Source organism: Streptomyces canus, from assembly GCF_030815415.1.
GTDB classification, from domain to species: Bacteria; Actinomycetota; Actinomycetes; order Streptomycetales; family Streptomycetaceae; genus Streptomyces; species Streptomyces canus_F.
The window spans coordinates 7016667-7041627 of sequence record NZ_JAUSWW010000001.1 but is presented as its reverse complement, the minus strand read 5'-3'; the positions used below and the strand labels follow the sequence as shown (position 1 = coordinate 7041627).

The 24961-nt window shown below is 67.9% G+C and carries 23 protein-coding genes and 1 pseudogene; 13 read left to right on the top strand and 11 right to left on the bottom strand.

All coding sequences use genetic code 11. From position 1 onward, the window contains the following. Positions 1-87: 87 nt before the first annotated feature. From yjfF to QF037_RS32505, 5 genes are all read right to left on the bottom strand, one after another. Entirely contained in the window at positions 88-1110 is a 1023-nt protein-coding gene (yjfF, locus tag QF037_RS32525; RefSeq protein ID WP_307031389.1) for a galactofuranose ABC transporter, permease protein YjfF, read from the bottom strand. After that, the gene (locus QF037_RS32520; RefSeq protein ID WP_307031387.1) at positions 1110-2195 is read right to left on the bottom strand and encodes an ABC transporter permease; all 1086 of its coding nucleotides are present in this window, start codon (positions 2193-2195) and stop codon (positions 1110-1112) included. Before QF037_RS32520 ends, yjfF begins: the two co-directional genes overlap by 1 nt. Continuing rightward, complete coding sequence (locus QF037_RS32515) at positions 2192-3730, bottom strand: sugar ABC transporter ATP-binding protein (RefSeq protein ID WP_307031385.1); 1539 nt, start codon at positions 3728-3730, stop codon at positions 2192-2194. The genes QF037_RS32520 and QF037_RS32515 overlap by 4 nt, the downstream gene beginning before the upstream one ends. 212 nt (positions 3731-3942) lie before the next feature. Then, positions 3943-4950 (bottom strand): ABC transporter substrate-binding protein, encoded by a 1008-nt coding sequence (locus tag QF037_RS32510; protein ID WP_307031383.1) that lies wholly within the window; start codon positions 4948-4950, stop codon positions 3943-3945. Between the two features lie 143 nt (positions 4951-5093). Beyond that, a complete protein-coding gene (locus QF037_RS32505; protein ID WP_307031382.1) occupies positions 5094-6113 on the bottom strand; it encodes a LacI family DNA-binding transcriptional regulator in 1020 nt (339 codons plus the stop codon). Positions 6114-6455: 342 nt separating this feature from the next. On the opposite strand from QF037_RS32505, the gene QF037_RS32500 reads away from it, so the two are divergent. The 8 genes and pseudogenes from QF037_RS32500 to QF037_RS32465 all read left to right on the top strand — a co-directional run bounded on the left by QF037_RS32500 (position 6456) and on the right by QF037_RS32465 (position 16669). After that, positions 6456-7616 (top strand): mandelate racemase/muconate lactonizing enzyme family protein, encoded by a 1161-nt coding sequence (locus tag QF037_RS32500; RefSeq protein ID WP_307031380.1) that lies wholly within the window; start codon positions 6456-6458, stop codon positions 7614-7616. Continuing rightward, complete coding sequence (locus QF037_RS32495) at positions 7613-8617, top strand: zinc-dependent alcohol dehydrogenase (RefSeq protein WP_307031378.1); 1005 nt, start codon at positions 7613-7615, stop codon at positions 8615-8617. The genes QF037_RS32500 and QF037_RS32495 overlap by 4 nt, the downstream gene beginning before the upstream one ends. Before the next feature lie 117 nt (positions 8618-8734). Then, on the top strand, positions 8735-9703 hold the full coding sequence (locus QF037_RS32490; protein ID WP_307031376.1) for a hypothetical protein: 969 nt from the start codon (positions 8735-8737) through the stop codon (positions 9701-9703). A gap of 143 nt (positions 9704-9846) precedes the next feature. Beyond that, entirely contained in the window at positions 9847-10953 is a 1107-nt protein-coding gene (gene chvE, locus QF037_RS32485) for a multiple monosaccharide ABC transporter substrate-binding protein (RefSeq protein WP_307031374.1), read from the top strand. A gap of 44 nt (positions 10954-10997) precedes the next feature. Further along, positions 10998-12548, top strand: coding sequence for a multiple monosaccharide ABC transporter ATP-binding protein (gene mmsA / locus QF037_RS32480; RefSeq protein ID WP_307031372.1), 1551 nt, complete (start codon positions 10998-11000; stop codon positions 12546-12548). Continuing rightward, positions 12545-13789, top strand: coding sequence for a multiple monosaccharide ABC transporter permease (gene mmsB / locus QF037_RS32475; RefSeq protein WP_307031370.1), 1245 nt, complete (start codon positions 12545-12547; stop codon positions 13787-13789). The genes mmsA and mmsB overlap by 4 nt, the downstream gene beginning before the upstream one ends. A gap of 58 nt (positions 13790-13847) precedes the next feature. Beyond that, positions 13848-14903 (top strand): annotated as a pseudogene (locus tag QF037_RS32470) (aldose epimerase family protein); the annotation flags it as partial. A gap of 179 nt (positions 14904-15082) precedes the next feature. Continuing rightward, positions 15083-16669 (top strand): pyridoxal phosphate-dependent aminotransferase, encoded by a 1587-nt coding sequence (locus tag QF037_RS32465; protein ID WP_307031366.1) that lies wholly within the window; start codon positions 15083-15085, stop codon positions 16667-16669. A gap of 86 nt (positions 16670-16755) precedes the next feature. On the opposite strand, the gene QF037_RS32460 is transcribed toward QF037_RS32465, so the two are convergent. Continuing rightward, positions 16756-18189: a family 43 glycosylhydrolase gene (locus QF037_RS32460; RefSeq protein ID WP_307031364.1), complete on the bottom strand. Its 1434-nt coding sequence runs from the start codon at positions 18187-18189 to the stop codon at positions 16756-16758. Further along, positions 18171-19142 carry an arabinan endo-1,5-alpha-L-arabinosidase gene (locus QF037_RS32455; RefSeq protein ID WP_307031362.1) on the bottom strand — a complete coding sequence of 324 codons (972 nt, stop codon included), beginning with the start codon at positions 19140-19142 and terminating at the stop codon, positions 18171-18173. Before QF037_RS32455 ends, QF037_RS32460 begins: the two co-directional genes overlap by 19 nt. A gap of 234 nt (positions 19143-19376) precedes the next feature. On the opposite strand from QF037_RS32455, the gene QF037_RS32450 reads away from it, so the two are divergent. Next, positions 19377-19787 carry a hypothetical protein gene (locus QF037_RS32450; RefSeq protein ID WP_307031360.1) on the top strand — a complete coding sequence of 137 codons (411 nt, stop codon included), beginning with the start codon at positions 19377-19379 and terminating at the stop codon, positions 19785-19787. Positions 19788-19872: 85 nt separating this feature from the next. Here the strand turns inward: QF037_RS32450 and QF037_RS32445 are convergent, their stop codons facing one another. The 3 genes from QF037_RS32445 to QF037_RS32435 all read right to left on the bottom strand — a co-directional run bounded on the left by QF037_RS32445 (position 19873) and on the right by QF037_RS32435 (position 21067). Then, a complete protein-coding gene (locus tag QF037_RS32445) occupies positions 19873-20031 on the bottom strand; it encodes a hypothetical protein (protein WP_307031357.1) in 159 nt (52 codons plus the stop codon). Between the two features lie 28 nt (positions 20032-20059). Further along, positions 20060-20443 (bottom strand): DUF3500 domain-containing protein, encoded by a 384-nt coding sequence (locus QF037_RS32440; protein WP_307031354.1) that lies wholly within the window; start codon positions 20441-20443, stop codon positions 20060-20062. 171 nt (positions 20444-20614) lie between these two features. Beyond that, on the bottom strand, positions 20615-21067 hold the full coding sequence (locus tag QF037_RS32435) for an ATP-binding protein (protein ID WP_307031352.1): 453 nt from the start codon (positions 21065-21067) through the stop codon (positions 20615-20617). A 173-nt stretch (positions 21068-21240) separates the two neighbouring features. On the opposite strand from QF037_RS32435, the gene QF037_RS32430 reads away from it, so the two are divergent. From QF037_RS32430 to QF037_RS32415, 4 genes are all read left to right on the top strand, one after another. Beyond that, positions 21241-22026 (top strand): helix-turn-helix domain-containing protein, encoded by a 786-nt coding sequence (locus QF037_RS32430; RefSeq protein WP_373463978.1) that lies wholly within the window; start codon positions 21241-21243, stop codon positions 22024-22026. Then, the gene (locus tag QF037_RS32425; RefSeq protein ID WP_307031348.1) at positions 22023-22214 is read left to right on the top strand and encodes a DUF397 domain-containing protein; all 192 of its coding nucleotides are present in this window, start codon (positions 22023-22025) and stop codon (positions 22212-22214) included. The genes QF037_RS32430 and QF037_RS32425 overlap by 4 nt, the downstream gene beginning before the upstream one ends. A 162-nt stretch (positions 22215-22376) precedes the next feature. Then, positions 22377-23060, top strand: a complete 684-nt coding sequence (locus QF037_RS32420) for a DUF4232 domain-containing protein (protein ID WP_307031346.1) — start codon at positions 22377-22379, stop codon at positions 23058-23060. 318 nt (positions 23061-23378) lie between these two features. Then, a complete protein-coding gene (locus QF037_RS32415; protein WP_307031344.1) occupies positions 23379-24146 on the top strand; it encodes an intradiol ring-cleavage dioxygenase in 768 nt (255 codons plus the stop codon). Between the two features lie 77 nt (positions 24147-24223). Here the strand turns inward: QF037_RS32415 and QF037_RS32410 are convergent, their stop codons facing one another. Next, positions 24224-24874, bottom strand: coding sequence for a DUF4360 domain-containing protein (locus tag QF037_RS32410; RefSeq protein WP_307031342.1), 651 nt, complete (start codon positions 24872-24874; stop codon positions 24224-24226). Between the last annotated feature and the right edge of the window lie 87 nt (positions 24875-24961).

Below are 24961 nucleotides of genomic sequence, written 5' to 3'. Positions count from 1 at the left end.
CGCGGCGAGTTGAGGATCTTCTGCCCTCAAGCCACCTCATCGCATCGAAAGCGACATCGCGCCGCAGCGGACCGGTTCCCCCTCCGCTCACGTTTCCTTACGGGTCGTCATGACGCGCTGGATCAGGATGAACGCACACAGCAGCACACCCGTGGCGATCTTCGTCCACCAGGAGCTGAGCGTGCCCTCGAACTGGATGATGCTCTTGATCAGACCGAGGACGAGTACGCCGAACAGCGTGCCCACGACATAACCCGAACCACCCGTCAGCAGCGTGCCGCCGATGACCACCGCGGCGATCGCGTCGAGCTCCATGCCCACGGCGTGCAGCGGGTCGCCGGACTGGATGTAGAGCATGAAGAGCAGGCCCGCCAGGGCCGAGCAGAAGCCGCTCAGCGTGTAGACCGCGATCTTCGTGCCGCCCAGCGGCAGGCCCATCAGCAGGGCCGACTGCTCGTTGCCGCCGATGGCGTATATCCGGCGTCCGAAGCGGGTGTAGTGGAGGAGGTAGAACGCCCCGGCAAGGACGAGCAGGGCCACGACGGCACCGATCGACAGGTCCCCCACGCCCAGCGACACCCGCGTCTCGGCCAGACTGCTCACGGCCGAGTCGGTGATGGCGATCGACTCCTTGCTGATGACCAGGCACAGGCCCCGGAAGAGGAAGAGGCCCGCGAGTGTCACGATGAACGGCTGGATCTCGAAGTTGTGGATCACATAGCCCATGAGGAAGCCGCCGAACGCTCCCACGCCCAGCGATATGGGGATGACGACCAGCAGCGGCAGACCCACGTCCTGCACCAGCCACGCCGTGAGCATCGTCGTGAAGCCGATCAGCGAGCCCACGGACAGGTCGATGCCGCCGGACATGATGACGAAGGTGGCCCCGACGGCGGCGACCAGGAGATAGCTGTTGTCGATGAACAGGTTGAGGAACACCTGCGAGTCGCCGAAGCCGTAGTTCACATAGCGGCTCAGTCCGCCGATGTACATCACGAGGAACAACGCCGCCGTGACCAGGACGGGCAGCCGCCGGTCACCGAGCAGGCGCGCGGCCTTGGACGGCGTACGGGTCTGCGGTGTCGTGGGGGTCTTGGTGGTCGTACTCATCACGACACCTCCATCTTGGGAGCGGAGTCGGCGGGCTCGGCGACCGCGGCGGGCGCCGCCGGGGCGGCGGTCTCCGCGCGGGCGCCGAAGACCTTGGCGCGGAACTTCGGGGACTGGAGGAGGCAGACGACGATGACGACGGCGGCCTTGAAGACCAGGTTGGTCTGGGTCGGGACGCCGATCGTGTAGATCGTGGTGGTCAGGGTCTGGATGACCAGGGCTCCCACCACCGTGCCGCCGATCGAGAACCGGCCGCCCAGCAGCGAGGTGCCGCCGATCACCACGGCGAGGATCGCGTCGAGCTCGATCCACAGGCCGGCGTTGTTGCCGTCCGCGGCCGAGGTGTTGGAGCTGATCATCAGGCCCGCGATGCCCGCGCACAGGGCGCAGAAGACGTACACCATGATCTTGATACGGCGGGAGCGGATGCCGACCAGGCGGCTGGCCTCGGCGTTGCCGCCGACGGACTCGACGAGCAGGCCGAGGGCCGTGCGGCGGGTCAGCGCCACCGTGACGGCGACCACCGCGGCCACCACGAAGATGGAGAAGGGCAGGGTCAGCCAGTAGCCGCCGCCGATCAGCTTGTACGGCTCGCTGTTGATGGTGATGATCTGGCCGTCGGTGATCAGCTGGGCCACGCCGCGGCCGGCGACCATGATGATCAGCGTCGCGATGATCGGCTGGATGCCCATACGGGCGACGAGGAAGCCGTTCCAGAGGCCGCAGACGACCGCCGCTATCAGGCCCACGCCCATCGCCAGCAGCACTCCGGCCAGGGCGTCCTGGTCGGACTGGTCGCTGATGTACGAGCACGTCAGGGCGCCCGTGATGGCGACGACCGCGCCGACCGAGAGGTCGATGCCGCCGGTCGCGATGACGAGGGTCATGCCGACGGCCACCAGGATGAGGGGCGAGCCGAACAGCACGATCGAGACGAGGCTGCCGTAGAGGTGGCCGTCCGTCATGCGGATGGCGAAGAAGTCGGGTGTGAAGGGGACGTTGACGAGCAGCAGGGCCACCAGGACCACGATCGGCCAGAAGAGGTTGTGGCGCGTCAGTGCTCGCCAGCGGGAGGTGGTGGTCACTGCTGTTCTCCGCTCGCGATGGTCTCGAGGATCTTGCTGGTGGTGATCTCGGGCCCGTTGGTGAGCTGCGCGACCAGCTTGCGGTCGCGCAGGACGCCGATGGTGTGGCTGAGACGGAGGACCTCCTCCAGCTCGGCCGCGATGTAGAGCACGGACATGCCGTCCTCGGAGAGGGAGACCACCAGCTTCTGGATCTCCGTCTTGGCGCCGATGTCGATGCCGCGCGTCGGCTCGTCGAGGATCAGCAGCTTCGGCTGGGTGATCAGCCAGCGGGCGAGGAGCACCTTCTGCTGGTTGCCGCCGCTCAACTGGCCCACCCGGGCCTCCGGGTTGGCGGGCCGGATGTCCAGCGCCTTGATGTACTTGGCGACCAGTTCGTCGCGCTGGGCGGTGGGGATGGGGCGGGTCCAGCCGCGGGACGCCTGGAGGGCGAGGATGATGTTCTCGCGGACCGTCAGGTCGGGGACCAGGCCCTCGGCCTTGCGGTTCTCCGAGCAGAACGCGACCCCGGCGCCGATGGCGTCGTTCGGGGCGCTCATCGCCACCTGCTTGCCGCCGATGGTGACCTTGCCGCTGTCGGGCTGGTCGGCGCCGAAGAGCAGCCGGGCCAGTTCGGTGCGGCCGGAGCCCAGCAGGCCCGCGAGGCCCACGACTTCGCCCTTCTTGATGTCCAGGTCGAAGGGGGCGATACCGCCGCTCCGGCCGAGGCCTTCCGCCTTCAGCAGCGACTCGCCGACGTCCGCGTGGAGTTGGTGGTCGTGGAGCTCCTCCAGCTGGTCCAGGGCCTTGCCGATCATCAGCTCGATCAGCCCGACCTGGTCGAGGTCGCGCACCAGGTGCTCGCCGACGAGGGTGCCGTTGCGCAGGACGGTCATGCGGTCGCAGATCTCGTAGATCTGGTCGAGGAAGTGCGAGACGAAGAGGATCGCGACGCCCTCGTCCCGCAACTGCCGCATCAGACGGAACAGTTCGAGGACCTCGTCGCGGTCGAGGCTTGAGGTCGGTTCGTCCAGGACCAGCACCTTGGTGCCGGAGCCCGAGCCGTCGCTGTCGCCGGTGCCCACCGACCGTACGATCGCGACCAGTTGCTGCACCGCGAGGGGGTACGAGGACAGGGGCGCGGTGACGTCGATGTCGAGGCCGAGCCGGTCGACGAGCTCCGCGGCCTCCTTGCGCATGCGCTTCCACTGGATGCGGCCGGCGCGGGTGGGTTCACGGCCGATGAAGATGTTCTCCGCCACCGACAGGTTGGGGCAGAGGTTGACCTCCTGGTAGACCGTGCTGATACCGGCGTGCTGCGCCTGCAGCGGGCTGCCGATCCGTACGGTCTTGCCGTCGAGGGTGATGGTGCCGCCGTCCAGGGAGTAGACCCCCGTCAGCACCTTGATCAGGGTGGACTTCCCGGCCCCGTTCTCGCCCATCAGGGCGTGGATCTCGCCGGGGAAGAGCCGGAAGTCGACGCCCGACAGAGCCCTTACCCCCGGAAACTCCTTGACTATGCCCGTCATCTCCAGGACGGGCTGCGGCTCTGCCATGGCAGCGCTCCTCTTGAACTCGTGCAATCGGATCAGGCCCGCGGGGAGCCTCCGTGACCCGAGCCGAGCGGTACTCGGTTCGGCGGGAGGCTCCCTGCCGGTGGTGCGGTCGGTCATCACCGCGATCGGTCACTACGGCGGCCGGTCAGCACCGCCGCTCGGCCGACGCCCCAATCGGCAGGCGCCGCCAGTCGGTCGGCGCCGCCGGTCGGTCAGTACTTGCGGTCGGGGAGCGCGGCCTTGGCCTGGTCCTGCATGAAGTCGCTCTCCTTGGTCTTGATCCAGCGCTCGACCTTGCCGCCTTCGTGGACCGTCTTGACGACCTCCATCAGCTGGGGGCCGAGCAGCGGGTTGCACTCGACGATGGCGTTGATCTTGCCCTCGGACATCGCGACGAAGCCGTCCTTCACGCCGTCGATCGAGACGATCAGGATGTCCTTGCCGGGCTTCTTGCCCGCCGCCTCGATGGACTGGATGGCACCGATGGCCATGTCGTCGTTGTGCGCGAAGAGGACGTTGATGTCCGGGTTGGACTGCAGGAAGGCCGCCATGACCTGCTTGCCGCCGGCGCGGGTGAAGTCACCGGTCTGGCTGACGACGATCTTCCAGTCGTCGGCGTGGTCGGCGTCCATGACCTCCTTGAAGCCCTTGGCGCGCTCGATGGCGGGGGCGGCACCGGTGGTGCCCTCCAGCTGGGCGATCTTCACTTTGCCCTTGAGGCCGGCCTTGGCGATGACCTTCTCGAGGATCTTGGCGGCGCGGCGGCCCTCGTCGGTGAAGTCGGAGCCGACCAGGGTGACGTACAGGGACTCGTCCGAGGTCTCGACCGAGCGGTCGGTGAGGACCACCGGGATCTTCGCGGCCTTGGCCTCCTTGAGCACCGCGTCCCAGCCGGTGACGACCACCGGGGAGAAGGCGATGACGTCGACCTTCTGCGAGATGTAGCTGCGGATGGCGGAGATCTGGTTCTCCTGCTTCTGCTGGGCGTCGGAGAACTGCAGCTTGTAGCCCGCCTCCTTGGCCGCGGACTTCACCGAGTCGCTGTTGGCCGTGCGCCAGCCGCTCTCGGAGCCGACCTGGGAGAAGCCGAGGGTGATCGTCTTGCTGCCGCCGCTGCCGGTGGAGTCGCCGGAGCCTTCGTCCTTCTTGGCGCAGGCGGCCAGGGTGCCTGCCGCCGCGACGCCGATGGCCGCGGTGAGGAAGTTCCTTCTGTTGAGCATGTTCTTCTCCTTTGAAGAGCCGGTCCGGGGAGGACCGTTGTTACTCGCGAGGACCGACTCACTGCGTCCAGCCTGTCGATCATTATTCGAAATATCGGTCACACTGGTGTACGAATTGTGACCTTTGGTTCCGCATTGTCGTGTCAGTCGGGAGCGGTGCTGGCCCGGACGACGAGGTGGGGTTCGATGGCGACTCCGGGCACCCCGGAGGGAGCCCGCCCCTCGATGAGGTCCAGCAGCAGGGCGATGCTGTGCTTGCCCACCGTCGCGAAGTCCTGCCGGACGGTGGTGAGCGGTGGAGCGAAGAACTCCGATTCCGGGATGTCGTCGAAGCCGACCACCGCGACGTCCTGGGGAGTGCGCACGCCCGCTTCACGCAGCGCCCGCAACGCCCCCAGTGCCATCTGGTCGTTGGCGACGAAGACGGCGGTGAGTCCACGGCCCACCCAGCCGGCCAGTTCCTGGCCCGCACGGTAGCCCGAAAGCGGACTCCAGTCCCCCCGCAGCGGCGTCGGCGGCTCGATGCCCGCCGCTTCGAGGGTGGCCCGCCAGCCGGTCTCCCGGTCGGCGGCCTCCTGCCAGTCCTCGGGCCCGGCGAGATGCCAGACCGTGCGGTGGCCGGCGGCCAGCAGATGGCCGGTGGCCAGGCGTGCGCCCAGCTGCTGGTCCACGTTGACGCTGGGGATCTCCGCACCGGACCCGGTCCCCACCGCCACCACCGGGAAGGGGTGGCGGAGTTCGGCGAGGGCCTCGACCGCGGAGCGCTGTGGCGCGAGGGCGATGACCCCCTCCACCCCGCCCTCGCTGAGATGGTCCAGGGCCTCGGAGAGCGTCTCCACCGCCAGCCTGCGCAGACTGACCGTCGAGACGGTGTACCCGGCGGCCCGCGCCGCGTCCTCCAGTGCGAACAGGGTGCTGGCCGGTCCGTAGAGCGTGGTGTTGGAGGCGACCACACCCAGGGTCCGGGTGCGCCGGGTGACCAGAGCACGGGCGGAGGAGTTGCGGCGGTAGCCCATCTCCTCGATCGCACGCAGCACCTTGGCCCGTGTCTCGTCCCGGACGTTGGGGTGGTCCCCCAGCACCCGGGACACGGTCTGGTGGGACACGCCGGCGAGGCGTGCCACGTCGGCCATGGTGGGCGGCCGGAGCTGTAAGTGGTTCACGGTCACACCCCCTTGGCGATCACTGATGAAAGCACCACCGACACGATGCTCGTACCTCCTCGGATGCCGGCCGGCATCGATCGGTGAATGCGGAGGTCATTGTGAGCGCTAACAATTCATGGCGGTCAAGAGGGCTGCAGCATGGAAGGTGTCACGGTTGAATAACGCGCCTGGCTGGGAGAGTCGAGATGCCGGCGCAGTTGTGCGCGTCACCAAAACCGTTACGCCGTTCGACCACCCGACCCATTGACACCCCGACCACGTCGTCCTTACGGTCGTGCCAGCATTTCGAACGTGAGCCGAAATTTCGAACAAGCTGGAAAGTACTAGGGAGTAGCTGACGTGCGCATCACGGGAATCAGCACGCACGTGGTCGGGACGCCATGGCGCAACCTGACCTACGTCCAGGTGCACACCGACGAGGGACTCACCGGAGTCGGCGAGACCCGCATGCTGGGCCACACCGACGCTCTGCTCGGCTATCTGCACGAGGCAGAGACCAACCACATTCTCGGGTCGGACCCGTTCGCTGTCGAGGACCTCGTCAAGCGGATGAAGTACGGCGACTACGGGCGGGCCGGCGAGATCGTGATGTCCGGCATCGCCGTGATCGAGATGGCCTGCTGGGACATCAAGGGCAAGGCCCTGGGCGTCCCGGTCTGGCAGTTGCTCGGCGGCAAGGTCACCGACAAGGTCAAGGCGTACGCCAACGGCTGGTACACCACGGAGCGCACCCCGGAGGCCTACCACAAGGCAGCCCAGGGGGTCATGGAGCGCGGGTACAAGGCGCTCAAGATCGACCCCTTCGGCACCGGGCACTTCGAGCTGGACCACGAGCAGAGCATGTACGCCGTCTCCCTCATCGAGGCCGTCCGGGACGCCATCGGCCCCGACGCCGAGCTGATGCTGGAGATGCACGGCCGGTTCTCCCCGGCCACCGCCGTACGCCTGGCCCGGGACCTCGCCCCCTTCAAGCCCGCGTGGCTGGAGGAGCCGGTGCCGCCGGAGAACCTGAAGGCGCTGGAGAAGGTCGCCGCCAAGGTCGACATGCCGGTCGCCACCGGTGAGCGGATCCACGACCGCATCGAGTTCCGCGAGCTCTTCGAGAGCCAGGCCGTGGACATCATCCAGCCCGACGTCGGCCACATCGGCGGCATCTGGGAGACCCGGAAGCTGGCCGCGACCGCCGAGACCCACTACATGCTGGTCGCGCCCCACAACGTGGGCGGTCCGGTGCTGACCGCCGCCTCGCTCCAGGTCGGCTTCACCGCGCCGAACTTCAAGATCCTCGAGCACTTCAACGATTTCGCCGACGCGGACATCAAGAAGGTCGTCAAGGGCGCCCCGCAGGTCGTGGACGGCTACTTCCACCTCTCCCACGAGCCCGGCCTCGGAGTCGAGCTGGATGTCGACGCCGCCGCCGAGTTCCCGCAGCAGCAGGCCCGCTTCGACCTGTGGGCCGACGGCTGGGAGCGGCGCAAGCCGAAGGGCACCGAGCAGTGAGCACCGCCGTCGTCGTCGCGGCGCCCGGCGAGCACGAGCTCGTCGGACACACCCCTCGCGAGCCCGCGGCCGGGGAGGCCCTGGTCCGCGTCCACGCGGTCGGCATCTGCGGCAGCGACCGCGAGGTGTACCAGGGCAACCGGCCCGAGGGGTACGTCCGTTACCCGCTCACCCCCGGCCACGAGTGGTCGGGCACGGTCGAGGCGGTGGGGTCCGGGGTTCCGGCCTCGCTGGTCGGCCGCAAGGTGGTGGGTGAGGGCTTTCGCAACTGCCAGGTCTGCGACCGCTGCCACGCGGGCGAGACCACGCTGTGCACGGCGGGCTACGAGGAGACCGGGTTCACCCAGCCCGGCGCCATGGCCACCACGCTCACGCTGCCGGCCCGGCTGCTGCACGCCCTCCCGGACGACGCCGACCTGACGGCGGCGGCGCTTCTGGAGCCCGCCGCGTGCATCGCGGCCGCCGCGCTGAAGGCGAACGCGCGGCCCGGTGAGCGGGTCGCCGTGGTGGGCACGGGCACGCTCGGGATGTTCGCCGTGCAGTTCCTGAAGGCGGGCTCGCCCTCGGAGCTGCTGGTGGTCGGTACCCGCCCGGACCGTGCGGAGCTGTCGAAGAAGTTCGGCGCCACCGACTTCCGCACCCGGGACCAGGAGCTGCCCGACGACTTCGACGTCGTCATCGAGACCGCCGGGTCGGCGTCCGCCGCGAACACCGCGGCCGCGCTGCTCAGGCGCGGTGGCCGGCTCGTCCTCACGGGCATCCCGGCACCGGGTGCCGACGGCCTCGACCCGACCGATCTCGTCGTACGGCAGCTGGAGGTGCACACCGTGTTCGGGGCGCCGCCGGACGCCTGGGCGCACACCGTGCGGGTCTTCGGGGCCGGGCTGCTCGATCCGCTGCCGCTCGTCACGCACGAGCTGCCGCTGGATGAGTTTGCGCAGGCCATCGACTTGGTGGGATCCGGCGACCCGAAGGTCGGAAAAGTCCTCCTGCGGCCGTGACACACCTCTGAGCCGTACGCCGGTACGGGGTACCTGACGACTTCGTACCGGCGTACATCCAAGGCCTTCCCCAGAGCCGCGACCCTCGTCCGAAATATCGAACCTGAAGGACAGCTTGTGACCGAGACCACCGCCAGCGCGGCCCGACGACCCGGTGAGCAGGCGCTCGCTGCGCTCGGCCTGAACGCACCCGCGCACGATCCCGCCGACGCCTCCCCGCACTCCTTCCCCGGAGGCGGCCGCTGGCGCACCGAAGTGCCCTCCGTGGAGGGCCCCGAGGCCCTCGGCGTGGTCCTCAAGGAGTCCTCGCGGCTCGATGTGCCGATCCACCGGATCAGCCAGGGCTCGGGCGTGTGGATGCTCACCGACGCCGAGATCACCGAGATGGTGGAGGCGACCGCCGAGCGCGACATCGAGCTCTGCCTGTTCACCGGTCCCCGCGGCACCTGGGACATCGGCGGCTCGACCCGGACCGACTCCAGGGGCGGCGGGCTGCGCGCCCGGGGGCACGACGCGGTCGCCGGGTGCATCGAGGACGCCGTCCGCGCCACCGAGCTGGGTGTGAAGTGCCTCCTCGTCGCCGACGAGGGCGTGCTGTGGGCGCTGCACCGGGCGCGGGTCGCCGGGATCATCCCGGCCGACACGACCCTCAAGGTGTCGGCGCTGATCGGACCGGTGAACCCGGCCGCGTACGCCGTCTACGAGAACCTCGGCGGCGACTCGATCAACGTACCCAGCGACCTGACGCTGGATCACCTCACGGAGATCCGCCGGGTGTCGGGCGCTCCCATGGACATGTACATCGAGGCCCCCGACGACCTCGGCGGCTATGTGCGGATGTACGAGGTCGCCGAGCTGATCCGGCGCGGCGCCCCGCTCTATCTGAAGTTCGGCCTGTCGAAGGCTCCGGGGATCTACCCGTACGGGCATCACATGCGCGAGCTCACGCTGTCCACCGCCAAGGAAAGAGTGCGGCGCGGACGGCTCGCCCTGGACCTGCTCGCACGGCATGGAGCGGACGGCGACATGGCGCCGCTCGGCTCGCGACTGCCCGGCGCGCTCAAGCGATTCGAAACGCCTGCATAACGTTCCGGACAACGCCCCTTCACAGAAGTACACGGAGTCACACAGACTCCGACACAACTTCTCTCGGTCGCCCCGCACCCCCGACAGGCGCCCGCACCGCCGGATAGCCCCCCATGGCCTCCAGAACATCAAGGAAGATGATCATGCTGAACCGCAGAGCCGCACTTTCCGCCATAGCCACCTCGGCCGTCCTCGCCCTCACCCTGTCCGCCTGCGGCCAGGACAGCGAAGGAGGCAGTGCGGAGGAATCGGGCAGCGCCAAGGGCGGCACCATCGGCATCTCGATGCCGACCAAGTCCTCCGAGCGCTGGATCGCCGACGGCAAGAACGTCGTGGCGGACCTGGAGGCCAAGGGCTACAAGACCAGCCTGGTCTACGGCGAGGACGACCCGGAGAACCAGGTCTCGCAGATCGAGAACCTGATCACCAAGGGCGTCAAGGCGATCATCGTCGCGGCGATCGACAACAAGTCCCTCAACGGTGTGCTCCAGCAGGCCAAGGACGCGAACATCCCGGTCATCGCCTACGACCGCCTCATCCTCGGCACGGCCAACGTCGACTACTACGCGTCCTTCGACAACACCAAGGTCGGCGAGCTCCAGGCCAACTACATCGTCGAGAAGCTCGGTCTGAAGGAGGGCAAGGGCCCCTTCAACATCGAGCTGTTCGCCGGCTCCAACGACGACAACAACACGAAGTACTTCTTCGGCGGCGCGATGAGCGTCCTGAAGCCGTACATCGACAGCAAGAAGCTGGTCGTCCAGTCCGGCCAGACGGGCCTCACCCAGGTCACCACGCTGCGCTGGGACGGCGCCACGGCGCAGAAGCGCATGGACGACATCCTCACCAAGTCGTACTCCAAGAAGAAGGTCGACGCGGTGCTCTCGCCGTACGACGGCATCTCGATCGGCATCCTGTCGGCGCTGAAGTCCGACGGCTACGGCACCAAGGCCAAGCCGCTCCCGGTCCTCACCGGCCAGGACGCCGAGCTCGCCTCGGTGAAGTCGATCATCGCGGGCCAGCAGACGCAGACCGTCTACAAGGACACCCGTGAGCTCGCCAAGGTCGCCGGCAGCATGGTCGACGCGGTCCTGAACGGCAAGAAGCCGGAGACCAACGACACCAAGACCTACGACAACGGCTCCAAGGTCATCCCCGCCTTCCTGCTGAAGCCGGTGAGCGTCGACAAGAGCAACTACAAGCAGGTCCTGGTCGACGGCGGCTACTACACCGAGGGCGACCTCAAGTAGTCCTGCGCCGCCTGTAGACAGAACAGAGATTGGAAGGCACGACCATGGCGGGACCCGTCCTGGAAATGCGCTCGATCGTCAAGACCTTTCCCGGTGTCAAAGCGCTCTCGGACGTCACACTGACCGTCCGGCAGGGCGAGGTCCACGCCATCTGCGGTGAGAACGGCGCCGGCAAGTCCACCTTGATGAAGGTGCTCTCCGGCGTCCATCCGCACGGCACGTACGAGGGCGAGATCCTCTTCGAGGGGGATCGCTGCGAGTTCAAGGACATCCGCGCGAGCGAGGATCACGGCATCGTGATCATCCACCAGGAACTCGCGCTGGTGCCCTACCTCTCCCTCGCGGAGAACATCTTCCTCGGCAACGAGCACGCCAAGGGCGGGCTCATCGACTGGCGCGAGACCCTGCGGCACGCCAGTGAGCTGCTGCGCCGGGTCGGTCTGAGCGACCACCCGGAGACCCGTGTCGCCGACATCGGCGTGGGCAAGCAGCAGCTCGTGGAGATCGCCAAGGCGCTCTCGAAGAAGGTGAAGCTGCTCATCCTCGACGAGCCGACCGCGGCTCTCAACGACGAGGACAGCGGCAAACTCCTGGATCTCATCCTGGAGTTGAAGAAGCAGGGCATCACCTCGATCATCATCTCCCACAAGCTCAACGAGATCCGCAAGGTCGCCGACTCGGTGACCATCCTGCGCGACGGGCAGACGATCGAGACGCTCGACGTGAAGGCCGAGGGGACCAGCGAGGACCGGATCATCTCCGGCATGGTCGGCCGCGACCTCGACCACCGCTTCCCCGAACGCACCGCGTACAAGGGCGAGTCGGAAGAGGCTCCGGCGCTCGAGATCCGGGACTGGACCGTGCACCACCCGATCGACCAGGCGCGCAAGGTGGTCGACGACGTGTCGATCAACGTCAAGCGCGGGGAGATCGTCGGCATCGCGGGTCTGATGGGTGCGGGACGTACCGAACTCGCCATGAGCGTCTTCGGCCGTTCCTACGGCCGGCACGCGGGCGGCACCGTCGTCAAGGACGGCAGGGAGATCCGTACCAAGACCGTGTCCGAGGCGGTCGGACACGGCATCGCGTACGTCACCGAGGACCGCAAGCACTACGGCCTCAACCTCATCGACACCATCAACCGCAACATCTCGCTCAGCGCGCTGGGCAAGGTGGCCAAGCGGGGGATCGTCGACGAGCACGAGGAGCGGAAGGTCGCCGAGGGCTTCCGCAAGACCATGAACATCAAGGCGCCGACCGTCTTCGAGCCGGTGGGCAAGCTGTCCGGCGGCAACCAGCAGAAGGTCGTCCTCAGCAAGTGGATCTTCGCGGGTCCCGATGTGCTGATCCTGGACGAGCCCACGCGGGGCATCGACGTGGGCGCCAAGTTCGAGATCTACACCGTCATCGACCAGCTGGCCGCCCAGGGCAAGGCGGTCGTCTTCATCTCGTCCGAGCTGCCGGAACTGCTCGGCATGTGCGACCGCATCTACACGATGGCCGCCGGCCGGCTGACCGGCGAGTTCTCTCGGGAAGAGGCCTCGCAGGAATCGTTGATGCGCCAGATGACCAAGGACAAAGAGGTAACCCGATGAGCACCGACGTGACCAAGAGCCCGGCGGTGGTCCCGCCCGGCAAGAGCGGAGGACCGTCCTCCGACAGCGGGTTGCTGCAGCTGATGCTGGACGGCCTGCGCCGCAACATGCGCCAGTACGGCATGCTGATCGCCCTCGGCCTGATCGTCGCCCTCTTCGCCGTCTGGACCGACGGCGTCCTGCTGGAGCCGCGCAACGTCTCCAACCTGGTCCTCCAGAACGCCTACGTCCTGATCCTCGCGATCGGCATGATGCTGGTCATCATCTCGGGCCATATCGACCTGTCGGTCGGCTCGTTGACGGCGTTCGTGGGCGCGTTCGCGGCCGTGCTGACCGTGCAGCACAACGTGTCGTGGCCGGTCGCGGTGGCGCTGAGCCTGGTGGTCGGCGCGGTGGCGGGCGGCATCCAAGGGTTCTTCATCGCGTATCTCGGCATACCGTCGTTCATCGTGACCCTCGCCGGCATGCTGATCTTCCGTGGCTTCACGGAGATCCTGCTGGAGGGCCAGACCCTCAGCCCGTTCCCGAGCGGCCTGGAGAAGATGGGCAACGGCTTCCTGCCGGAGACGGGCCCGGACACCAACTACCACAACATCACGCTGCTGCTCGGCCTGGTCCTGATCGTCTTCGTGGTCCTCCAGGAGATCCGGGACCGCAAGCGCCAGCAGGAGTTCGCCCTGGACGTGGTGCCGCGCAACCTCTTCCTGCTGAAGCTCGTCTCGATCGTCGCCGCGGTCCTCGTCGTCACGATGCTGCTCGCCAGCTACAAGGGCGCGCCGATCATCCTCCTCATCCTGGGCGGGCTGGTCGTCGGCTACGGCTACGTCATGCGCAACGCCGTCTTCGGCCGTCACATCTACGCGATCGGCGGCAACCTGCCGGCGGCGAAGCTGTCGGGTGTGAAGGACAAGAAGGTCGTCTTCCTCGTCTTCCTGAACATGGGCGCGCTCGCCGCCCTGGCGGGTCTGGCGATCGCCGCGCGACTGAACGCGGCCTCCCCGAAGGCGGGTCTGAACTACGAACTCGAGGCCATCGCCTCGGCGTTCATCGGTGGCGCTTCCATGAGCGGTGGTGTCGGCACCGTCCTCGGCGCGATCATCGGCGGTCTCGTCCTCGGTGTCCTGAACAACGGCATGAACCTCCTCAGCGTCGGCTCCGACTGGCAGCAGGTCATCAAGGGCATGGCCCTGCTGGCCGCGGTCGGCTTCGACGTCTGGAACAAGCGCAAGTCCGGTTCGTAGACCGGATCGACCGGATCGGGCCCCGTCGCAAGGCGGGGCCCTTCCCATGGGAGGAGAGTCAGAACCGGTGAAGGAACTCTTCGGCGAGCTCGCCGACGGCACCGAGATCCACCGCTGGTCGCTGGAGAACGGCGGCACCCGTCTGAAGGTCCTGTCCTACGGCGGGATCGTGCAGTCCCTGGAGGTCCCCGACCGGCACGGCCGGTACGCCGACGTCTGTCTCGGCTTCGCCCGGATCGAGGACTACGTCGCCGCCAGCCCGTACTTCGGGGCCCTGATCGGCCGCTATGGCAACCGCATCGGCAAGGGCCGTTACACCCTGGACGGCGAGACGTACCAACTCTCCGTCGACGACGGCGAGAACAGCCTGCACGGCGGCGCCGAGGGCTTCGACCGGCGGGTGTGGGACATCGAGCCGTTCACCGACGGCACCGACGTCGGACTGCGCCTGTCCTACACCTCCGCCGACGGCGAGATGGGCCACCCCGGCACGCTCCGCACGAAGGTGACGTACACCCTCACCGAGCAGGGCGACTGGCGCATCGACTACGAGGCCACCACCGACAGGGCCACCGTCGTCAACCTCACCAGCCACGTCTACTGGAACCTCGCCGGGGCGGGCAGCGGCACGATCGAGGACCACGAGCTCCAGCTCGCCGCGTCCCGCTACACCCCCACCGACCCGGGTCTGATCCCGACCGGCGAAGTGGCACCGGTCGAGGGCACCCCCTTCGACTTCCGCGAGACCAAGCCGATCGGCCGGGACCTGCGCGCCGGGCACCCGCAACTGCTCGCCGCCAAGGGCTACGACCACAACTGGGTGCTGGACAAGGGCGTCACGGCCGAACCGGAGCCCGTCGCGACCCTCCACGACCCGTCATCCGGCCGCACCCTGGGGATCGCCACCAGCGAGCCGGGCCTGCAGTTCTACTCGGGCAACTTCCTCGACGGCACCCTGGTCGGACCGGGCGGACGCAGCTACCGTCAGGGCGATGCGCTGTGCCTGGAGACACAGCACTATCCTGACTCCCCGAACCATCCGTCGTTCCCCTCGACCGTGCTGCGACCGGGCGAGACGTACCGCACGACGACGATTCACTCGTTCCACGCGTGACGCCGCGTCACCTGTGAAACTTCTTCACAGGTGACACACAATTTCTTACCGGTTTCTCAGCGGTTGAACAGCGCCACCGCAGCCTTCGTATGTAGGGGCGGCCCGTGCTCCCCCGCACGGGCCACCTGAAGACGACGGTCCCGGTCGTCCCCACCGGGTCCGCCCCATACGGAGGTTCCATGGCCGAGAACGTCACCTCGCTGTTCCGAGCCACCGCGGCACACAGCCCGTCGATGGCGGCGCTGACGCGGGCGGCCGGCGACGGGGCGGGGCCGATCGACTTCTGTATTCCGGTCAATCCGTATTTCCCCACACCGGGGATGTGGGACGAGATGTCCAGCCGCCTCCGCGACATCATCACGTACTACCCGAGCAGCGCCGACACCATCACGTCCGAGCTCTGCAATCTGCTCCAACTGCCGCCGCAGGCCGTCGCGATGGGCAACGGCTCGACCGAACTCATCACCTGGATCGACCACCTGCTGGTCCGCGAGTCCCTCGCCATCCCCGTCCCCACCTTCGGCCGCTGGACCGACCAGCCGATGGAGACCGGCAAGCGCGTCGACATGTTCCCGCTCCAGGAATCCAGCGGCTTCGCCCTGGACCTCGCCCAGTACGCCGAGTTCATCCGGGCCAGGGGGACCCGGGCGGCCGTCATCTGCAACCCGAACAACCCCGACGGCGGCTTCCTGCACAAGCACGCGATCGTGCAGTTCATGGACGCGATGGCGGATCTGGACCTGATCGTCATCGACGAGAGCTTCCTGGAGTTCGCCGACGCGGAGGCGGAGCCGTCGGTGGTGCAGGAGGCCATGCTGCGCCCGAACGTCATCGTCCTGCGCTCGCTCGGCAAGAACTTCGGTCTGCACGGCATCCGCTTCGGCTACATGGTCGCCAACCCGTCGCTCGCCGGCCGGGTCCGCTCGATGCTCCCGAAGTGGAACCTCAACGCCTTCGCCGAGTACGTGGTGTTCATGCTCAAGGAGCACGGCGCCGAGTACGCGCAGAGCCTCCAGCAGGTGTACCGGGACCGGCTGGACATGTCGAGCCAGCTCGCCTCGCTGCCCGGTCTCACCGTCTACCCCTCGCAGGGCAACTTCCTCTTCGTGCGCCTCCCCGTGGGCGCCGAAGGCACCGTGGTCCGGGACCGACTGCTCACCGAGCACCGGATCCTGGTCCGCGAGTGCGGCAACAAGATCGGCTCGTCCAGCCGCTTCCTGAGACTCGTGGTGCGCCCCCAGGTGGACGTCCGTCGCCTGGTGTCCGGCCTGGAACAGGTGCTCTACGGGACCAGGAGGGGAGCCGCCGTGCCCGAGCTGGCCAACGGGACCAACTACAGCTCGGGTACGGCGGCCGTGGACCGGCTGGTCGGCTCCACGAACGGCGCGGGGGCGCCGCTCGCTCCGCAGGTGCAGCCGATGCCGGTCGCCGCGCCGATGCCCGCTGCCGCGGCCGCTTCCTACGACCAGTCGAACGGGTACGGCACGCCCATGCCTATGCCGACGCCCATACCGACGCCCATGCCCATGCCCGCGCCCATGCCGGCCGCCGCGCAGATGCCGGTTGCACCGGCGGCCGCGGCCGCTGCCCCGTCGCCGTTCGCCGCGCCCCAGGGGCCCACCCCGCCGGGGGTTCCCGCACGGGGTGGACTCACTGCGGCGCAGGTGCGGGGGACGAACGGGCTTACGCCCGCCCCCGCGTCGGGGTGGCCCAACGCTCAGGCTCAGAGTTGGCCCAACGCGGCAGGGATGGGGCAGACCGGCTGAGTCTCGCCTGCGGGTGCGTGGGGGCTGGCCGCGCCCCGCGGCGGAGCCGCAAATCGATACAGCCCCGCGCCCCTGGGTGGGACTCCTTAAGCCGGATTTAGGCGCCACTGTTGGCAGTTGTTGTTCAGCCACGTCCACTGTCGTACGTCCGCCGCGTCCGCTGTCGAGCAGTTCGCCACGTCCGCCACCTTGCCGGTGGCCTGGTTGACGATTCTCACCCAGTGGTTGTCCGTGACCACGAAGCGGAAGCGCTGGCAGGTGTTGTTCAGCCAGCTCCACTGGCGCAGGTCGGCACCGTCGGAGCTGGAACAGTCGGCGGTGTCCAGGACCTTGCCGGTGGCCACATTGACGAGGCGGCTGGTGTCGTCGCCCTGGTCCTCGATGCGCCACTTCTGGTTGTTGCCGCCACCGCAGGTGTACTGCTGGACGTTGGCCCCGTCGGCCGTCGAACTCCCGGCGACCTCGAGGCACTTGCCGCTGTTGCGGTTGGTGATGGTGTACGTCGTGGAGGTGGCCGAGGGTTCGCCCGAGGGACCGGTCAGACTCGACCCCAGCGCTACCGGTGTGCCGAGGTTCGGGGTGCCGTCGGAGTTCCAGGTGAACTTCTGCGCGCGGGTCGTACGGCCGTTGTCGCAGCCGTCGGAGGCGGAGTCGTTCGCGTGGTAGACGATCCAGTTCTCGGTGCCGTCGGGAGAGGTGAAGAAGCCGTTGTGGCCCGGACCGTAGACGCCCGCCGAGTCGTTGCGCTGGAAGACCGGGGTGGACTTCTTCGTCCAGGAGGAGACCGCCAGCGGATCGGAGCCCGTCAAGGTCAGCTGGCCGAGCTTGTAGTCGGGGGTCCAGCAGCCGCTGCCGGAGTAGACGAGGAAGGTCCGGCCGTTGCGCTGGAGGATCTCAGGACCCTCGTTGACCGTGCCGTTGCGCTCCCAGTCGTACGTCGGCGTCGAGACGGTGGAGAAGCCGGTGGCCAGGGTGTACGGGTTGGACATCCGGGCCGCGACGATGTTCTGCGTGCCGCCGCCGCTCGCGCTGCCGAACAGATACAGCTGGCCGTTGATGGTCGCGACCGTGGGGTCCAGCATCCAGGCGGAGTTGAGCTGGTTCTTGTAGGTGTACGGGCCCGTCGGGTCCGACCCGGCGCTCTCCAGGACGTGGGTGCGCTGGGTGGAGTTGTAGTCGGAGATGTTCTGCCCGGCGACGTAGTACAGGTACCACTTGCCGTTGATGTAGTGCATTTCGGGCGCCCAGATGTTGCAGCAGCGCGAGGCGGCGTCGCCCGTCCACACCTGGAGGTTGGGCGCCGTGGCGAGCCCGGCCAGGGTGGCGGACTTGCGCATGGTGATGACGTTGGTCCAACTCGTCGTCAGCAGGTAGTAGTTGCCGTCGTGGTACGAGATCCAGGGGTCGGCGCCCTTCTGCGTCTTGACCGGGTTGGCGAACGAGGCCGCGCTCGCGGAGGACTGCCCGAGTGAGAGGGCGAGGACCAGCGCGGCCAGCAGGGTCAGTAGGCGACGGGCCATCCGCTGCTCCAGTTCAGAAGGTTGATGCCGAGTTTGGGGGTGCCGTTGTCGTTGCCGTCGTAGTAGTGGTAGACGATCAGGTCACCGTCGGAGTCGCTCATGATCGACTGGCCGCCGGGGCCGATGTATCGCCCGTGGGACTCGAGGACGGGTGTCCCGCCGTTGTTCATCATCGAGACGCCGTTCTTGTCGTAGTACGGCCCGGTGACGCTGGTGGCGCGGCCGACCTTGACCTTGTACGTGGAGCTGGTGCCGGCGCAGCAGGTGTCGTAGGAGGCGAAGAGGTAGTAGTAGCCGTTGCGCTTGACGATGTACGGCGCTTCGACGGCCTTGGTCCCGGTGGGGCGGGACGCGAGGGAGTGCCGGGTGGTGTTGGAGGAGAGCTGCTTCCCGGTGCCGGGGTCGATCTGGATCATCTTCAGCCCGGTCCACCAACTGCCGAACGACAGCCACCACTTGCCGTCGCCGTCGACGAACAGATTCGGGTCGATGGCGTTGTAGTCACTCGACGTGGTGGAGGTGTAGACCGTGCCGTAGTCGGTCCAGGAGCCGGGCAGTCCGGTGGTCGAAGTGGCGAGCCCGATGGCCGACTTGTTGGACCCGAAGGTCGAGACGGCGTAGTACATCAGGTACTTGCCGCCGTGGTACGAAATGTCGGGCGCCCACGCCTCCGTGGCGTACGACGACCACCAGCCCGGTTTGGCCGTGAAGGCGTCGCTCCCGGCCGAGAAGGCGATCCGGTCGGTCGAGGTCTTGTAGCCGAGCCCGCCGCCGGTGCCGTAGAGCAGGTAGCGGCCCGCCGATGTGCGGATCATCGTCGGGTCGTGGACGACCGTGGAGCCGGTGACCGTCCCGGGGTTGGGGTACGCGGAGGCGCTGCTGGGGATCAGGGCGAGCAGGAGTGCTGCGGGGAGGGTGAGGAGGGTGGTTCGGACGCGCGAGGTGCGGCTCACACGGGCCTCCTTGACGGAAGGGGGAGGTCGTCCGAAATCCCGGACGACGATCGTCAATTCGGACGGACCGTAGAATCGAATCACTTGCGCGTCAATGGCCCTGACATTGACAGGAGTTCGCAACCAAAGAGATCTTGTACGGAGATCAACCATTGGGGCATAGTCCGTTCACAGCGTGAAGTTCGCGTGAAGACCCCTCGCGCCATCCGTCTTTGCCTGCAAGGAGACCACGGCATGCCCAAGCTCAGACACCTCGCCATAACCGCCGCCGCCGCAGCGGCCCTCGTGGTCGGTACGGCCGGTTCGTCCTACGCCATCGACACGGCCAGCTCCAGCAACTCCTGCGGAGCCGCGTACTTCTACCCCGACGGTGACATCTTCCGGATCCTTGACGTCTGTTCGGACGGCAAAGGCGTGCGCCTCCAGTACACGAACCCCACGACGGGCACCCCGTCCACCAGCAACACGAAGATCTCCGTGGACTACACCGGCGGATACACCGGCTGGAGCCTGTCCAACGCCTACGTCTACGACACCGACATGAACGAGAACGCCTGCTTCTACTTCCGCGTCGGCCACGTGGACAACGGTGCCTACGTCAGCGGCTCCTACGGCGGCTGGAACCTGGCCTGCGCCGCGAACTGAGGCACACGCCTGTGCCCCCGAGCCCGGAACCGGGTCGGGGGCACAGCCCTGAGTGGCCGTCAGTGGTCGCTCTCCAGACGCAGCTTCAGCAGGTCCACACCGTAGTCCCGCCGTTGGGCGTGCGGACGATGGTGTGGATGTGCTCCTGGGACTTCTTGCGCTGCGCGGAGCCGAGGCCGGAGCCGGGCACACCCTCGTAGGCGAGCTCGAGGTTGTCCTGGCCGGCACCGGCCTTCATGTCCACGTTGCCGTTCGACTGCGAGGAGACGGCCTTAGTTGCCGCCGTTGGAGTCGCCCAGGAACGCGTTGAGCTTCATGATGCCGCGCGTCTGGGTGAGACCGTCGGCGGAGAGTGCCCTGCCGAGCAGCGCGTAGCCGAGGTCGCGCTGCTTCTCGGTCAGGTCACCCATGCGGACGCCCTTGCGGTCATAGCCGTCGACATTGCTCCACGCCGTCCATTCGTCGGCGTCGATGTCGAACGTGCAGGATGTGCGCTCCTTCGTGGAGAGGCCGTCCAGGAACGCCTGCGCCGCCTTGACCAGCGCGTCCGTGGAGACGTCCGTGGAGTGGATCGCGTACAGGTCCTCGACGACCTTGCCGTCGGTGGTGACGCCCACGACGTCCGCGTACTTGGTCTGGGAGACGCCGGGGCCCATGCCGCCGCCCCCTCCCCCGGGTCCGCCGGAGGGCATGCTGCTGGGGGCGGCGGAGGAACCGGAGCGCGCGGTACCGGAGGAGCTCGAGGAAGCGGCTGCGTTCGGCTTCGGGAGTGCGGGGTCGGCGTCCGCCCATGTGCGGCAGCCTCCATGCCCTACCTGAAGCGTTCCTCAGCGAAACCTGTGAACAGGGAGGTCGACCTCGGCCCGGACGGTCTTGGCGGGCGGCTCCCGGTCGATGACCTCCCACCGGTCCGCGAGCGCGTCGACGAGGACGAGGCCGCGGCCGTTCTCGTCGAGGGGTGCGGGTACGGCGCCGGGGGCCGGCGGTCTCAGCTCCGTACGGGTGTCGGTGACCTCTACGCGGACGCTGCCGGTGACCAGGGTGAGCCGTAGCTCGAAGTCACGGCCCGGGACGCGGCCGTGGGTCACCGCGTTGGCGGCGAGTTCGGCGACGATCAGGGCGACCGTGTCGGAGGTGTCGCTGCCGTGCGGGATGCCCCAGGTGTGGAGCTGGTTCAGGGTGAGGTGTCTGGCGAGGCGCGCGGCTCGGGGCGTTGAGCTGAGGCGCTGGGTGAACGTACGTACGGTAACTGGATGGGGTGGCGTGGGGGGCGCGGTCATGGGGCCCAATCTGGCGAACCTGAGGGCCACTTCTCCAGGTAGACGCCGCGTACGCCGCGTGAGAGTACGCGGTCACGGGGTGGACAGTACGCGTTACCGACCGTGACCATGGGCGCGGGAGGTGACCGACTGTGGTCGATGGTGGTGGCGGTGAGCCGGAGTCGTCGGACAGCATGCGGACGTTCGGGGCGGTGCTGCAAGCGCTGCGCGAGCACGCGGGGCTGAGCAGGGAGGAGTTCGGCGATCGGGTGGGGTTCTCCAAACACACGGTGGCTTCGGTGGAGTTGGGGCGCCGGATGCCGGACGTGGTGCTCGTGGAGCGGGGGGAGGAGGCGACGGGGAACACGGGGGCGTTGCGAAAGTCGTTCCCGAAGCTGGCGCGTCAGCCGGGGTTGGCGGCGTGGTTCCGGCAGTGGGCGGCGCTGGAGCAGATGGCGATCACTCTGTACACCTACGAATGCCGGTTGATTCCGGGGCTGTTGCAGACGGAGGCGTACGCACGCACCCTGTTCACGTACCAGCTCCCGCCGCTGGACGACGAGCAGATCGAGGCCCAGTGGGTCGCTCGGGCGGAGCGCCAACGGCTGCTGCGGGAACGGCCGAACACGGCGTTCGGGTTCATCCTGGAGGAGCACCTGTTCCGGCGGTGCACGGGCGGGGAGGACGTCACGCGGGAACTCATCGAGCACGTACTGGAGATCGCGGATCTGCGGAACGTCGAGATCCAGATCATGCCGACGGTGCAGAAGACTCATGCGGGGCTGGATGGGCCAATGCAGTTGCTGGAAACCCCGGACACCCAGCGGTTCGCCTACTGCGAGGGACAGGAGAGCGGCCAGTTCATCGCTGATCCAAAAGTGGTCAGCATGCTCCAGATGCGGTATGCCAGGATGCGCTCACAGGCTCTCACTCTCACGGACTCGATGAGCCTGTTACAGCGGATGCGAGGAGAGCTATGACCACCAGCGAACTGTCCTGGTTCAAGTCGAGCTACAGCAGCGGTGGTTCCGGCGACTGCGTAGAGGTCGCCCTCACCCCCTCCACCATCCACATCCGCGACTCCAAGACCCCCCAGACCCCCCACGTCACCCTCTCCCCCACCACCTGGACCGACTTCGTCACGGCAGTCGCAACACGCTGCGGGTGATGCGCTCGCCTCGTCTGTGATGTTCCGGCGGAATCGCCCCTTCCCTGTACCTGATCGGCAACAAACGTGCGCGACAGGCGAGGTCAGCGCGATTCGCGGGGCACACTCTGCTGGTCATCGCCATTCGGCACCGACCGATCACAGCGCATCACGGGGGACACCATGAGCATGCTTGCCCGCAGGAACCGTACGAACCGCAGAGCCTGGCAGCCCTACGCCCTCGGGGTCGTGGCGGCGGCCGCGCTGCTGGGGACCACGGCGTGCGAGCCGGGCACGACGGACTCGGCCAAGTCCTCGAACTCGCCGAGCGCGACGACTTCGGCGACATCGGGTTCGACCGCTTCGGCGGAGCCGAGCGACGGCGGCACTGAGAAGAGCGAGGACAGCGGCGGCGGCGACAGCTCCAGCATCCCTCTGTGCACCATGGAGGACCTCTCGGTCTCCGCCACGAACGAGCCCAGCCTGGGCGAAGGCGCCCGGTACATCCTCCTCACCGTCACCAACACCGGTGACGGCAAGTGCGACGTCCAGGGCGCTCCCGTGGTCACGCTCGGCGATGCCCAGGGACCGGCCCCCGTGAAGGAGGAGACCGACTCCGGGGAGCCCATCACGCTCGCTCACGGCGACAAGGCCTATGCCGGTCTCCTGGCGACCGGTGGCCATAGGGACACCTACGACGTGACGTTCATGAAGCTCGGTCTCGGGAGCCCCGGCGGCGAAAGCGAGGCCGGCCCCGAGGTCGACGTCCCCATGCCCGTCGACTCGTTCCCGGCCGACGACGGCCAGTGGGTGAGCTACTGGCAGGGCACCGAGGGCCTCGCCATGCGCCCCGTCACACAGTCCTGACGGACCTCGGTCGGGGCCGCCCCCTGCGGCTGACGCGCGGGGGCGCCCCGGCCTCGCGGCCGAAACCCGCATCGGGTCACCGCAAGCCGGTCAGGCAGCGCAGCAACCCTCGGACCGTCTCGGCGTCCTTCTCGTTGAGCAGCATTCGGACAACGTCCGATCCGCTCTCCTGCACGGGACACTCGTGGTGCCGGTGGCGGCGCGGCTCGTCGCCCGTCTTCGCCCTCTCGGCATCCTGTCTCGCAAGAAACTTGACGATGCCTCACTTTGCCTAACTGACAGGCCACCGACAGGGTCCGCCCCTACGGTGCCGTGTTCATGACAGACACTTCGGAAGCAACCCCCACCCCGATCGGGCGCCGCACCGTACTGATCGCCACCGGAGCCACGGCAGCCGCTCTCGCCGTGACCGCCGCCGCGCCCGAAGCCCCCACCGCCGACGCGGCCGACACCGTCCCCGTCGCCGCCGCGGCCGTCTGCACCCTCACGAAGGAGATGACCGAAGGCCCCTACTACCTGGACGGCGCTCTCGTCCGCGCCGACATCCGCGAAAACAAGACCGGCTTCCGGCTCAACCTCGCCCTCACCGTCGTCGACGACGACACCTGCGCCGTGATCCCGGGCGCCCTCGTGGAGATCTGGCACTGCGACGCCCTCGGCGAGTACTCCGGCTACGTCGGCAACAACGGCCACAACGAGCCCGACAACGGCACCTTCCTGCGCGGCGGCGTCCTCACCGACTCCGGCGGCGTCGCCACCATCACGACCGTCTACCCCGGTTGGTACCGCGGCCGGTGCGTCCACATCCACGTCAAGGTGCACACCGGCGTCACGCTCACCTCCGACGGCTCCTTCACCGGCGGCACCGAACTCCACACCGGACAGCTCTTCTTCGACGAGACGATCACCGCGAGAGTCGGCGCGCTCTCGCCGTACTCGGCGAACACGGTCACCCGCACCACCCTCGCCCAGGACTCCATCTACGACGAAGGAGGCGCCGCCTCCGGCCTCCTGACCCTCACCGCACTGGGCAGTTCACCGTCGGCCGGCTACGCCGGGACCCTGACCCTCGGTATCGAGCGCTGACCCCGCCCCACGACGCGACACCTCCCCGGGTCCTGCCGCCGGCGGCGGGACCCGGGGAGAGCGCTACAACCGCCGCGCTACGACTCCGGACACTCCTTCCACGCCATGTGGTACACCGTGCTGATGTCCCCGTCCGTCGAGTCCATCGTCATGAAGCTGACCTTGCTCGCGGAGCTCGTCCCCGCGTTGACCCGGAGCTCCGTGTTGATGTTGAAGTTGCGCTGAACTCCGCAGGGTGCCCAGACCAGTTGGGCCCAGTCGGTGGTGTCGGTCGCCTGCCAGTTGTCGTTGTACGGGCCGCTGAAGGGGTGCGACCGGGATGCCGTGTTCGGTGAGCCCTGGAAGTAGTACGACGCTCTCTGTGTGGCGCTCGCCCCCGACTGGAGGGCGGCGAAGCCCCGGTAGTCGGCGCTGGCGATGGCGTATGTGAAGCCCTGCGGGACATGGACGATCAGGTTGAGCTGACAGTTCTTGCGGAAGGCCGTCGGGTCCGAGTTGCCGCCCGCCTGGGCGAGGTAGTCGCTGTACGTCACCGTGAACGCCGTGTTGTCCTCGGAGACGGCGACCGCGGTCGTACCGGCCGGACAGCCGGAGCCGTTGACCGTGGCGACCTTGATGACGATCTTGTCCGGCGGCGGGTCCTCGAACCCGTCGGACGGGCCCTGCGCGGGCAGTGCGGTGGTGAGCAGAGCGGCGAGCGCGCCGCCCAGCAGGAGTCCACCAGCCATGGGGTCTCTCCCTGAAGGGTTGGGGGGTGGTTGGTTGCACCCCGGACCGTAGGGAGGGAGACACCTCGCGGTCAGGTCGAACTCCAG